The sequence below is a fragment of the Collinsella aerofaciens genome (genome assembly GCF_015561195.1).
Lineage (GTDB): Bacteria > Actinomycetota > Coriobacteriia > Coriobacteriales > Coriobacteriaceae > Collinsella > Collinsella aerofaciens_AC.
Genome location: NZ_JADMSU010000013.1, coordinates 1 through 12,129 on the forward strand (window position 1 = coordinate 1; position 12,129 = coordinate 12,129).

Sequence of the window (12,129 nt, forward strand, 5' to 3'; positions counted from 1 at the left end):
CCGGTTCTCAAGGTGCACGCCCCGCGGCTGATCCGGTCCGACCGGGCCGCGCGGCAAGGAGATATATTGCCAGACCGGAGGGGCGCCGGGGGCGGGAATCGCACACTCCATATTTTGTTCACAAATGAATAGGTCCCTCAGTCGCATCACTGAGGTTAAAACTGAAGCAGTGGCTTCTGATATTGGCGATGACCAGCTGGTTTATAGGTGTTAAGGCATCGGTCATCTCTGGAGCGCCACTTTACTCCAAAAGCATCAGCTATTTGTTTCCCGTCGGTAAAAGGCAGGTTTTGTTCGCCAAGCGTTCTTATATATAGAGAAGTTCGGGTTCGAACCCGTGTCGCGGCAACAAAAAAGCGGCCGGCATCCGCCAGTCGCTTTTTTAGTCTATGGTGGGCCGTCAGGGGTCCAGCCTGCTCCGCAGGCGGCCGCTGCGGCGCTTCGCGCCTTGCGCGCTGCGCTGGCAAACGCTCACGCGTTTACTCAGCTCCGCGCCCCGACGGGTTCGAACCCATGAAAAGGCGACAAAAAAGACGGCCAACCGAAGTTGACCGTCTCAACAATCTTTGGGTGGGCCGTCAGGGGTTCGAACCCTGGACCTTGGGATTAAAAGTCCCCTGCTCTGCCAGCTGAGCTAACGGCCCGCGCGTGGCATTGTACCACGGTCTGGGACTATTCCCAACTCCATTGGCCGTTCTGGAAAATCACAACTTCACGTCCATCAGGCGTAATGCCCGTAATATCGATGTCGTCCGTGCCGATCATAAAATCGACGTGCGTGCTCGAGATGTTAACGCCATGCTCCAGGAGCTCCTCCTTGGACATGTCATACCCACCCTCGATGCATTCGGGGAAACCGACACCTAGCGCGAGATGGCAGCTAGCATTCTCGTCATAGAGCGTATCGTAGAATAGAACGCCACTTTCGCGGATCGGCGTGTTCTTGGAAATGAGCGCGACCTCTCCCAGATGAGCAGCGCCCTCGTCCGTATCGATGATGCTTGCGAGCGTCGCCTTACCCACGCGGGCATCGTAGTCCACTACGCGGCCCGCCTCGAACTTAATCCAAAAATCGTCAACCTTGTTACCGTGGTGAATGAGCGGCATAGCCGAATACACGATACCGTCGGCACGCATACGATCAGGCGAGGTGAAGACTTCCTCGGTGGGAATGTTGGGGAAGAAGGGGTGCCCATCGGGCGTCTTGCCCTTGCCGCCGGCCCACTCGTGACCTTTCGTCATGCCAATCGTCAGATCGGTTCCATTTGCCGAGGTGTAATGCAGGTAGTCGAAACGATTGTCGTTCAGGAAACGCAGGTTCTTTTCGAATGCGGCGTCATGGAGTTCCCAGTCGCTCTCCGGGTCCTGGCCATCGGCGCGAGCGGTGTGCAGAATCGCATTCCACAGCTTATAGATTGCAACCTCATCGGCGTCTCCCGGGAACACCTCGCGCGCCCAGGCAACGACCGGCGCGCCGGCGATGCACCACGGGTTGATGTTGTAGTCCAGTCCGCGACGGAAGACCTTGCACTGCGTGTTCCTTGCCTTAGAAGCTGCAGCAGGCTTAGCGGGATCGATGCCCTTAAGGGCGGCAGGGTCCGCACCCTCGATAAAGATAAAGCAGGCACCATCCTGGGCCAGTGAATCAAGCTGCAGGCGCTTCCACTCGGGCGTCTGCTCAAAATAGCTTTTCTCGACATGCTCGTACGTGAGCCTCGTCACGGCGTCATCGGCCCAAATAACCGTCACGTGACCGGCACCGGAGGCATAGGCCTCCGCGACCACCACGCGCGCAAACGGCGCGCACTCGACCGGAGACTGAACGACAACCTCCTGGCCGGGCTTGACGTTTACGCCCTTGCGGACAACCAGGCGCGCATAGTTTTTAATCTTGGGCTCTAGGGCCTTCATGCCCTCCAGAGCCTCTTCGACCGTCAGGGCAGCTCGAATCATGTGCCACTCCATCTATCTATAGAACAGTAAAAAGGCGCGCCGCAAAAACGACGCGCCTTATATCTTAGCGATAAGTATGCATGCAAACGCTACTTCTTCTTGGAGTCCTTCTTGTCCTCCTCGGCAGCCGAGCGCTCGATAAGAGCGTTGAGCTTGTTCTCGGACATGCCCTCGGCCTGCGCGCGATACATGTTGCGCAAGGGACGAATACGAGCGAAGTCATAGATAAAGTCACCCAGGATGATGACATAGGACAAAACGATGCCGACCATCTGAACAGGGCTGGACACCGTGCCGCCGGGAGCGAAGTAGAGCGAAGCCCCAATTGCCACGACGAGCACCATGCCGATAGCGAGCACGGCCCACCAAATACGGCGGCGCTTGGTGTAGTCCTCATCCTGCTTGAGAAGGATATTCGACACCGTGTAGATGCGATCCTCGCGGGCGCGCTGCTTGGCCTTGCGGGCGCGTTTTTCCTCCTTGGAAAGGCCTTCCAGGTTTTCGCCCTTCTCGAGCTCTTTGCGTCGTGCCTTGGATGATGCCGGCACGACGTGAACAGAGCTCGCTGCCTGACGGGCGGGCTTAGCGGATGCGGCGGACTTGCGCGCAACCCCGGTAACCTCGCGGGATTGCGTGCGCTTGTTCGTGGCGCTGCGGGTACTCACTTACGCGTTCTCCTTCATGCTTGTGAACTGGGAGCCCGTGATGATTTGGAAGGCCTCGCGATAGCGCTCGGACGTGCCATCGATGACCTCGGCGGGCAGGTGCGGGGTCTCCCCCGTCATATCCCAGTTGGCTTTGAGCCAATTGCGGACGAATTGCTTGTCGTAGCTGGGCTGAATCTTGCCCTCCTCGTAGCTGGCGGCAGGCCAGAAACGGCTGGAGTCAGGCGTGAGGCACTCGTCGATCAGCGTGACCTTGCCATCGATGACACCAAACTCGAACTTGGTGTCGGCAATGATGATGCCACGGGTCGCTGCATACTCGGCAGCGGCCTTGTAGATCTTGAGGGAAAGGTCGCGAATCTGCGTGGCAATGTCCTCGCCCACGATCTCGCAGCAACGCTCGAACGAGATGTTCTCGTCGTGGTCACCGATCTCGGCCTTCGTGGACGGCGTGAACAGCGGCTCGGGAAGCTTGGAAGCCTCGGTCAAACCCTCGGGCAGTTGGATGCCGCAGACGGTGCCGTTCTCGTCGTAGGTCTTCTTGCCCGAACCGGTCAGATAGCCGCGGACGATGCACTCGATAGGAATCGTCTGGGCCTTCTTGACCAGCATGGCGCGGCCAGCGAGGTAGTCACGATACTCAGCAAACTCCTCGGGGAAATCCGCCGGGTCGATGGAAACGAGGTGGTTGGGAACGATGTCGGCAAACTTATCGAACCAGAATGCCGAGATGCGGTTGAGCACCTCTCCCTTAAACGGAATCTCGTCGGGAAGAATGAAGTCGAACGCAGAAATGCGGTCGGTGGCGACCATCAGCAGGTTTTCACCGGCATCATAGATATCACGAACCTTGCCACGGGAATCCGGACGACGCTCCATCGTTGTCACGTGAGTCACTCCTTACCAAAATACGACAGTAATGCGGGTTCTTTCCCGCATGTTTTCGCAAACTCGGAGCGGCAGGGACGAAACCCCTCCTTCACCGAATAGCGAAAAGCTAGTGCTCCATTGTAGTAGATGCCGCGTCCGCCGTGTGCTCGCGAGGCAGATGAATCGTAAAAGTCGTACCCTTTCCAAGCTCCGACTCCACGGATATGTAGCCGTGATGACGCTCGACGATCTGCTTGGTCACGGCGAGGCCCACGCCCAGACCGCCCGCCTCACGGGCACGGCTGGCATCGGCGCGCCAAAAACGGCCGAAGATGCGCGACAAGTCATCCTTGGCAATACCGATGCCGGTATCAGAAACGGCGATGCTGACGTGTTTGCGGTCACTGAGCACCGACACCACGACCCAACCGCCCTCGGGGGTGTAGCGCATGGCGTTGCTCATGAGATTGATGACGCATTGTGTGATCATGTCGGGATCAGCTTCGACGACATCGTCGTGACCTTGGGTCTCGTCAGCAAAGCGCAAGCGCAGATCGCGGTCGACAAACAGGCGCTCCTGGGCATTGACGATGGAACGCACGAAAGGAACCATGTCCACCGGCTCAAGGTTGAGCGGAGCCGTGCTGTTTTCCATGCGCGACAGGTCGAGCATCTGCTGCACCAGACGAGCCAGGCGACGCGTCTCGGAAGCAACGGTCTCCAAATGCTCATCGTCGGTGGGATACACGCCATCCTGCATGGCCTCGACCGTTGCGAGCATGGCCATAAGCGGCGTGCGAAGCTCGTGCGCAACGTCTGAGGTCAGGCGCTTCTCGTGTTTCATATCCTTCTCGAGCGAAGTGGCCATCTCATCGAAGGTCTCACCCAGCTGATCAATCTCGTCATCACCGCGCAAACCAGTACGAGCGGACAGATCGCCATCGCGAATTTGCTTGGCCGTGCTCGTAATACGGTGAATCGGTTTGGTGAGCATGCGCGACACGAGCGATCCGATAACGACCGAAATGCAGATTGCAACAACCGCGGCGAGGGCCATGGCGTTAAAGGTCTTCTCCCTAAATGCAGAATCCGCCTTGGTGAGCAAGGCATCGGAGCCGATGGCCCATAGCTTTACCTGTCCGACATGCTCGCCCGAAGACGTTATGATTTCGACGTTGGCAACGCTATCGGAGCCGGTTGGAGCAGACGAGACCGGGCTATGCGATGCTTTTTTACCGCTCGAGCTGCTCGACGCTGATTCGCTCTCGCGCACATCGGCGGTCGCGCTTGCTGAAGGCCATGAGTCGTCATAAACGACAACGCCTTTCTTGTTGACGACCTGCATACCCAAATCGTCGGACACCAAACTCGATGTCGCGACCGTACGTAGCTCGCCCGCAGTCCAATTGCCGTTTTCCTCATACGACATCGCAAGCTTTTCGGCAGCGGAATTTGCGATTTCGACGATATTGGAGCGCGTGTAATCCGAAAAGACCGTGCCCCACACAACAGAGACAACGCCCACCAGCACCAATACCGTCATGAGCGATGTCAGAGCAAAAGCAAGTGCCATGCGCGAGGGATAGCTCATCGTTGGCCGTGAATCGGAACGAGGCGTGTTCCAACTAGCCTTGGAACCCGCCTCGCTCTCCTGCTTGTGCTTTTGTCCGATTTCAAAGCGCGCAGGTGTCATATGTGATTTCCCTATTTCTCGTCCGACTTATCGGTCTTGGCCGGAGCCTCGAAGCGATAGCCGACACCGTGGACGGTGTAGAGCCACTTGGGCTTCTTGGGATCATCGCCCAGCTTGGCGCGAAGGTTCTTCACGTGGCTGTCGATGGTGCGCTCATAGCCCTCAAAGTCGTACCCAAGCACCTTCTCGACCAGCTCCATACGGTTGTAGACACGGCCGGGATGACGAGCAAGCGTGGTGAGCAGCTTGAACTCGGAAGCCGTCAGATCGACTTCCTTGCCCTCGACCAAGATCTTGTGGCCCGAGATATCGATGACCAGATCGCCGAAGTCGAGTACCTCGACGGCGGGCTCGTCGGCCTGGTGGGCACGACGGAACAGGGCGCGTACGCGGGCGACAAGCTCGCGCGGCGAGAACGGCTTAATCAGATAGTCGTCGGCGCCAAGTTCAAGACCGATAATACGGTCCTCGATCTCGCCCTTGGCAGTCAGCATGATGATGGGGACATCCGAGGTATCGCGAATGGTGCGGCAGACGCGCTCACCGGGAATCTTGGGGAGCATCAGGTCGAGCACGACCAGGTCGAACTGATGCTTCTCGAACTCCTCGATCGCGGACTGGCCGTCGCCGACGCCCACAACCCAGTAGCCTTCGCGCTCGAGATAGGCAGCGACGGCGTCACGGATTGCCTTCTCATCCTCGACCAGCAGAATCTTTTTTGCATCTGAAGCCATAACACGGCCCCCCTGTCTCAATTAGCTAAGAACAAGCCCATTTTAACGCACCTGAGCCCGCCGGATGCCGCTATGACGTGGCAGCTCGGCGGGCGGTACTCACAATTACAACGCGTTTATTCCCCTGTTGGCGCCTTTTTAACCCCTCTAAGCTTAAAGAGAGAATAGGCGTGCGGTGACCGTCTCTGGTATACCCTGGCTGTTGCGCACCGTGGCGTACGTAAGGAATGAGTCCGATTTTCCCGCCGTAGCTGGATAATCGCCATACTCCAAAGCGCGGTCGGGCGACAGCAGCGAACCATAGGTCTTGGCAGAGGTGTCGATGAGAAAATGCGATGCCTGTACCTTAACAAGGTATTTATTCTTCTTGCCAGCCGCACATGCGAGAGGCTCGCGGGACAGGAAGAGGTACGGCCCTCCCTCATTACCGATATACGTGCCCATGTTGCCCAAGCTGCCCACGCCACTATAGGTCGCCTCGATAGAAAACACGAAGGTATCGCCCATATATACGGCCTCGAATGGCGAGACTGACGAGGGAAGGACTAGCTGGGCACGTTTGGTGTTGTTGCCATCGGTCAGATCGATTGCCGTTATGCCGTAGTAGACGCCCTCGTCGTTGCGGACACGCGGCGAGATGGTCAAAATGCCGTCGCTCGCGCGTGGGGCCGACGCAAAGCGGCCCGTCGATTTCCAAATTGTCTCGGCCTTAGATTCATCAAGCGAGCGACGATAGCAAAACGAATCGTTACTCGTTTTATTGCCGCTTGCCGAAGGCATTTTATACCAGATGACTGATGGCCCGAACGCCGTAAACAGTGGCGGATCGTAGTCCTTGCCACCTCGATCGAGCTCAACCACGTCGCCAGAGAGCGAAGCGCCCGACAGATTTTGAGCGTAGAGCTTCCACGATGAATTGGCAAAGTTCATCTCAACCCACGCAAACACGCCATCGCCGGCACGGACATCGTAAAAAGCATATCCCGTGCCCTCGATAGGATCCTCAATTAATGTGGTAAGTGAGCCATCGCCCAGGTTGAGCACACCGAGTGTGTTGGCGTGCAGTGCCGATGCGGGCGCCATCATTGCCGCAGCATAGTCACCCTCGCAGTAGTACAACAATGTGCCCAGCGGCAGCGTCCACGATGCCGCCGGCTCAAGATCGATGTCGACTGCCTCGTACTCATCCGTAATCGAGATGATCTTGGAATCGTCCTTGATAACCTGCGGCTCGCCAGCGGCATCATCACTGGTGCCTGTTTTTTTCGAACATCCGGCAAGCACCGTGGCAGCGCCCGCGGCAGCTCCACCGAGCACAAAGCCGCGGCGCGATATTCCGTTCTTGATGTGGTCGGCGATACCCATTAGGCGATCTCGGCGCGGGCGGCCTCGATAGCGCGCGTAAGCTGATCGGCGCAAGAGGTCTTCTTCATGCCGCAGGTATTGCCGGCAAGAACCTCGATCACACGGTCGGCAGGAGCGCCCTCGACCAGTTTGGAGATGGCCTTAAGGTTGCCATCGCAGCCGCCGGTAAACTCGACGCCCAGTACCTTGCTGCCGTCGTCGGAAAGATTGAGATGGATATTGCGAGAGCACACGCCCTGAGGCTTGTAGTCAAAGCTAATCATTGAGATCCCCTCTCATAGAGAAATTTCAGATGTCTATTATCCCCGCCTAGGCCGATATAGTATCGCGGGCACCGATTCAACATCCTACGATGCACAAACCGGTGACTGCAATACTAACGATTCGCGTCCTGAGCGTGAACTTCACGCTTCTCTTGATACATGCTATGGTCGGCAACGCGGTATATCTCGGCTAGCGTACAGCCGGGTGTCTCTACCGTCGCGATGCCAAATGACGCGCTGACGGCCAGCGCATCATCACTCGCCGCAGCAAGACCGCGGCGAAGATCTTGCACTAATTGACGCGCGGACTCACGATCAGTGTAGGGGCATATCAACAAAAACTCATCTCCACCAACGCGCATGGGCACAAACTTCTCGCCTGCCACCCGCCTCAATACAGACGCCGTACGCCGCAGCAACTCATCGCCCATTTCGTGACCGTAAAGATCGTTGGTGCGCTTGAGGTGGTTGCAGTCCATCATGATCACACTCACGGGCAGGGATTTGTTCACCGAGTCGTCGCCAAGGGACTCAAGGTAATTTCTATTGCGAAGCCCCGTCAGTTTGTCCTGAAAAGAAAGCTCTTCGGCGCGCTTTGCCATCGAGATGTTATGCGTCGCCACGACGACCGATTCCAGTCGGCCCCGCTCATCGCGACGCTGCGGAACAACCTGCAGCGAATACCAAGCGCCTCGGCAATCTCGCACCTCGGCATCCAAGTGCGGCACGCCCTCCATACGGTCCCGAAGCGTACTTGTATCTATAAGTTCCATGACCACTTCGCGGCTTTCGGGACTCACAACGTCTCGACAAACCGTGTCCAAAAAGTCATATGCCTCGGTATGCTCAGCAAATATTTTCGCCATCGACGGCGACATGTTAATTCCCTCGATCTCGAGCGTATCGAGATGCAACAGGAAGGTCGACTCATACGCAGAACTGATGGCATTGATGATGCCGAGCTGCTTGTCCTTTTCGGCCAAGTTGCGACGGTCGGCAATAGTGCGCACCAACAGCACTACGACCCAAAACGCCAGGCACGCCAGCACGCCGGCAGCGACAAATGCAATCCTGCCAGACATGACCTCAGATTTGGGGTAGAGCGCAAACAGGCGGTAGTCCTTATACGCCGCACGCACGGCATACCAGGTAGTTCCCTGATATTCGACGCGCGTTAGGCCTTCGTCTTTCCAGTCAGTTCCGCTATCGGCAAGAAGTCGGGCAAGGGCTATATCGACGGTCGAATCGTTTGAGGATACGATTTGCGCATCGCGCATCACGAGCACCGTAGGACCCTGATGGAACGTGTTGTTCACGAGCACGTCGGCGATAACGTATGAATAGTCATCGGAGGGCTCAGCCGCAAGCGATTGATACCCCAACGCCACCCCATCACCGTACGGAATGGCACTCACGGCAAAGTCGACGCCGCGACGCTCTACGACGGTCGAGTAGGACACTTTGGAGCCTCGATACATCGATGCGACCGGCGAACAGGCCAGCTCCTCTCGCCACAGCATCAGTGGATCGCGACCGTCAGTATCGTAATGAGCGGCCATATGGCCGTCGGCGTCCATGACCAACATTCCCGAAAGACACTCGGTATGGACATATTCCTCGACCAGATCGTCGTTGACTTCAACGCGATCAGGCGGCAAGAACGCCGCAAACGACTCGAGCGCAGCATCCAAATTGTGCGTCGCCTCGGTTTTTCTTCCCTGTTCATATCGGTCATATTTTTTGCAGGCGTTTTTTAGAAACACCATGGTTTCCTGGCCAAACCCAAGCGTTTTATCGAGACAGCGATGCGTACCGACTATGTAGAGCAAACTCAATAGGACAACGCTGGCCACAACGCCGATAGCCGCGGCGACCAAACCCTTTCGACGCAAGCGGCACTTGTCATTTGTCATGATTCCGCCCTTTGCCCGTCCGCCGCCGCTCCTGCCTTGTAATTGCTCACAATACGATCAATCGTGCCGTCCCGATCCATGTCGAACAGCACGGTATTGAGGTTTTTGACGTACTCCCCCTCATAGCTGTTCTCAAACGCAACGCCCAGGTCAACTGTCATAACGTTGTCGGCAAACACGTGATAAACACCGGGATACTGCGCGACGAGCCGGTCGAGCGATTGAACGTCCGCCATCCAACAGTCAACATAACCTTTGACCAGGGCAGCTTTGCAGAGTTCGGCAGAGCCATATGATTTGATGTGCACATCCGGCGAGATACCCAGGTCCCCGGCAAGCAATCGGCGTTCACTCACCGAACCCGCAATCACCGCAATGGTCTTGCTTCCATCGAGAGACGTCAAACCCTTGATACCACTCGTTTTCTTGGCGGCGACCGAGACTGTCACGGTCAGATACGGCTCAGTCCAGTAATAATCGTCTTCGCGATAACAGGGTGAATAGTCGCACCACAGACAATCGATATCGCCGTTTTTGAGCAGTCGATCGCGGTCATTCCAAGATATGTCGATGAATTGCGGCTTGATTCCCGCACGTTTGCAGGCCTCGCGGGCAATATCGATATCGATACCGGCGTAATCGCCCGTGGTATCGACATACACATAGGGGTCGTTATCCGTAACGCCAATCTTGAGCACCGGAAGATCTTTGTCAGCTTCATCCGAGGAGGGAGAGTTGCCTCGAACGGTATACGTCAGGGCGCCCGCACAGACGGCAACAAGGAGTATGAGCGTAAACGAGACGATGGTGGCTCGTTTAATACGTCTGGGCACGTGCCTCTTTTCGTTGAAACAGCAGTCGAACTTTCATTCTATTACCGGAGCCTGCGGCAGCAACGAAAAAAGCGCCTCGCCCAAGACGGGCAAGGCGCCAATGGTTGAAATGCATCCGCAAGCGGTCGAATTAGGTTAACCCTACTCGAAGCTTAGCTGCTCCAGGCGATCGAAGACTGTGTCGATGCGGGTGAGGAAGTCCCACGGATCAAAGATCTCGTCGAGCTTCTCCTGGCTGACGGTGCAGCGCGGATCGGCCTCGAGGCGCTCCTTAAAGGTGGGGCCGGAGACACAATCCTGCACCTCGTGCCAGGTTGCCATGGCGTTCTCCTGCACAATGGCGTACGCGTCCTCGCGGGTGATGCCCGTGTCGACGAGGGCCAGCAGCACCTTGGAGGAGAAGATGAGGCCGCGGGTCTTATTGAGGTTGGCCATCATGCGGGCAGGGTACAGCTGCAGGCCGTCGATAACGCGGATGAGGCACTGGAACATGTGGTCGAGGGCGATGAAGCTGTCGGCCTGGGCGACACGCTCGGCAGAGGAGTGCGAAATGTCACGCTCGTGCCATAGGGCGACGTTATCGAAGGCAACCTGGGCGTTGGACTTCACGACGCGCGACAGACCGCAGACCTTCTCCATGGTGATCGGGTTGCGCTTGTGCGGCATGGCGGAGCTGCCCTTTTGGCCCTTACGGAACGGCTCCTCGGCCTCGAGCGTATCGGTCTTCTGCAGGTTGCGAACCTCGGTAGCGATGCGCTCGCAGGTGGCCGCGGTGGTGGCGAGAACGCCGGCGAGATAGGCGTGATGGTCGCGGCTGATAACTTGCGTGGACAGCGGATCGTGGACCAGACCCAAGTGCTCGCAGACATACTCCTCGACAAACGGCTCGATGGAGCTGTACGTGCCGACAGCACCCGAGATGGCACCGAAGGCGACGTTCTTGCGGGCATCCTCAAGACGGTCCAGATCGCGCTTGAGCTCCCAGGCCCAAGAGCCAAACTTCATGCCGAAGGTCATAGGCTCGGCGTGGATGCCATGGGTACGGCCGGCGCAGAGCGTGTTGCGCTCCTCGAAGGCACGACGCTTGCAAATCTCGCCGAGCTTCTTGACGTCCTCGATGATCAGGTCGCAGGCCTGGGTGAGCTGGTAGCACAGAGCCGTGTCGCCCAGATCGGAGCTGGTCATGCCATAGTGAACCCAGCGGCTGGGCTTGGGGTCGCCCTCGGGAACATCGGCGTCGATGTATTCCTTCATGTTGGTCAGGAAGGCAATAACGTCGTGGCGCGTGACTTCCTCGATCTCATCGACCTTCGCCTTCTCAAAGTTGGCGTGGTCGCGGATCCACTGGGCTTCGTCTTTAGAAATGCCGATCTTGCCGAGCTCCGCCTGGGCCTCGCAGGCCAGGACCTCGATCTCCTGCCAAATGGTGTACTTGTTCTCGAGGGAGAAGATGTGTCCCATCTCCGGGCGGGTATAGCGATCGATCATAGCGGCTCCTTTTTGGTTATTGGCACGTTGGTCGTAACCCAACCATTGTACCGTGCGCAGGTGCAAGTATGGGCAGCAGGCATTAACCTAACATTTTGGAATTGGAGTGGGCATGAGGACGTCTGCGCATTTGCTTCGCAAATCCGCACCGGCTGCGGTCGATCTCCCCGGATTCACGGAGACGATGGGGAAGACTTTGTTGAATTGTCCGTCCCGAGGTCTCCCGCGCTCGATGGAGCGGGCAACGGGACGTCCGCGTATTTGCTTCGCAAATCCGCACCGGCTTCAGGCGCCTGCCGGCGCCTTCGCCTGCTCGCTACAAACGCTTCGCGTTTGTTTTACGCTCGCACCC

The 12,129-nt window shown here is 57.4% G+C and carries 10 protein-coding genes and 1 tRNA gene; all 11 read right to left on the reverse strand.

Annotated elements, in window-relative coordinates; translation table 11 throughout:
• Positions 1–571 precede the first annotated feature (571 nt).
• The 11 genes from I2H81_RS09410 to purB all read right to left on the reverse strand — a co-directional run bounded on the left by I2H81_RS09410 (position 572) and on the right by purB (position 11,777).
• Positions 572–644: transfer RNA gene (locus tag I2H81_RS09410), tRNA-Lys, on the reverse strand.
• 28 nt (positions 645–672) lie between these two features.
• A complete protein-coding gene (locus tag I2H81_RS09415; protein ID WP_195645369.1) occupies positions 673–1,953 on the reverse strand; it encodes an aminopeptidase in 1,281 nt (426 codons plus the stop codon).
• 89 nt (positions 1,954–2,042) lie between these two features.
• Positions 2,043–2,618: a hypothetical protein gene (locus I2H81_RS09420; RefSeq protein WP_195645370.1), complete on the reverse strand. Its 576-nt coding sequence runs from the start codon at positions 2,616–2,618 to the stop codon at positions 2,043–2,045.
• Complete coding sequence (locus tag I2H81_RS09425) at positions 2,619–3,497, reverse strand: phosphoribosylaminoimidazolesuccinocarboxamide synthase (RefSeq protein WP_035136481.1); 879 nt, start codon at positions 3,495–3,497, stop codon at positions 2,619–2,621.
• Between the two features lie 118 nt (positions 3,498–3,615).
• Positions 3,616–5,181 carry a sensor histidine kinase gene (locus tag I2H81_RS09430; protein WP_195645371.1) on the reverse strand — a complete coding sequence of 522 codons (1,566 nt, stop codon included), beginning with the start codon at positions 5,179–5,181 and terminating at the stop codon, positions 3,616–3,618.
• Between the two features lie 11 nt (positions 5,182–5,192).
• Positions 5,193–5,915 (reverse strand): response regulator transcription factor, encoded by a 723-nt coding sequence (locus tag I2H81_RS09435; RefSeq protein ID WP_006236208.1) that lies wholly within the window; start codon positions 5,913–5,915, stop codon positions 5,193–5,195.
• Positions 5,916–6,068: 153 nt separating this feature from the next.
• Complete coding sequence (locus I2H81_RS09440) at positions 6,069–7,280, reverse strand: twin-arginine translocation signal domain-containing protein (RefSeq protein WP_195645372.1); 1,212 nt, start codon at positions 7,278–7,280, stop codon at positions 6,069–6,071.
• Positions 7,280–7,543: a TIGR03905 family TSCPD domain-containing protein gene (locus I2H81_RS09445; RefSeq protein ID WP_089572560.1), complete on the reverse strand. Its 264-nt coding sequence runs from the start codon at positions 7,541–7,543 to the stop codon at positions 7,280–7,282. Before I2H81_RS09445 ends, I2H81_RS09440 begins: the two co-directional genes overlap by 1 nt.
• A gap of 113 nt (positions 7,544–7,656) precedes the next feature.
• Entirely contained in the window at positions 7,657–9,456 is a 1,800-nt protein-coding gene (locus I2H81_RS09450; protein WP_195645373.1) for a GGDEF domain-containing protein, read from the reverse strand.
• On the reverse strand, positions 9,453–10,289 hold the full coding sequence (locus tag I2H81_RS09455; RefSeq protein WP_195645374.1) for a substrate-binding periplasmic protein: 837 nt from the start codon (positions 10,287–10,289) through the stop codon (positions 9,453–9,455). The genes I2H81_RS09450 and I2H81_RS09455 overlap by 4 nt, the downstream gene beginning before the upstream one ends.
• Before the next feature lie 141 nt (positions 10,290–10,430).
• Positions 10,431–11,777 carry an adenylosuccinate lyase gene (gene purB / locus I2H81_RS09460; protein ID WP_148345729.1) on the reverse strand — a complete coding sequence of 449 codons (1,347 nt, stop codon included), beginning with the start codon at positions 11,775–11,777 and terminating at the stop codon, positions 10,431–10,433.
• Positions 11,778–12,129: the final 352 nt, after the last annotated feature.

Bases quoted from the DNA above. Each gene is read 5' to 3' on its own strand.
- I2H81_RS09435 (WP_006236208.1), bottom strand. From the start codon at position 5,915: ATGGCTTCAGATGCAAAAAAGATTCTGCTGGTCGAGGATGAGAAGGCA.
- I2H81_RS09415 (WP_195645369.1), bottom strand. From the start codon at position 1,953: ATGATTCGAGCTGCCCTGACGGTCGAAGAGGCTCTGGAGGGCATGAAG.
- purB (WP_148345729.1), bottom strand. From the start codon at position 11,777: ATGATCGATCGCTATACCCGCCCGGAGATGGGACACATCTTCTCCCTC.
- I2H81_RS09445 (WP_089572560.1), bottom strand. From the start codon at position 7,543: ATGATTAGCTTTGACTACAAGCCTCAGGGCGTGTGCTCTCGCAATATC.
- I2H81_RS09440 (WP_195645372.1), bottom strand. From the start codon at position 7,280: ATGGGTATCGCCGACCACATCAAGAACGGAATATCGCGCCGCGGCTTT.
- I2H81_RS09430 (WP_195645371.1), bottom strand. From the start codon at position 5,181: ATGACACCTGCGCGCTTTGAAATCGGACAAAAGCACAAGCAGGAGAGC.
- I2H81_RS09450 (WP_195645373.1), bottom strand. From the start codon at position 9,456: ATGACAAATGACAAGTGCCGCTTGCGTCGAAAGGGTTTGGTCGCCGCG.
- I2H81_RS09425 (WP_035136481.1), bottom strand. From the start codon at position 3,497: ATGGAGCGTCGTCCGGATTCCCGTGGCAAGGTTCGTGATATCTATGAT.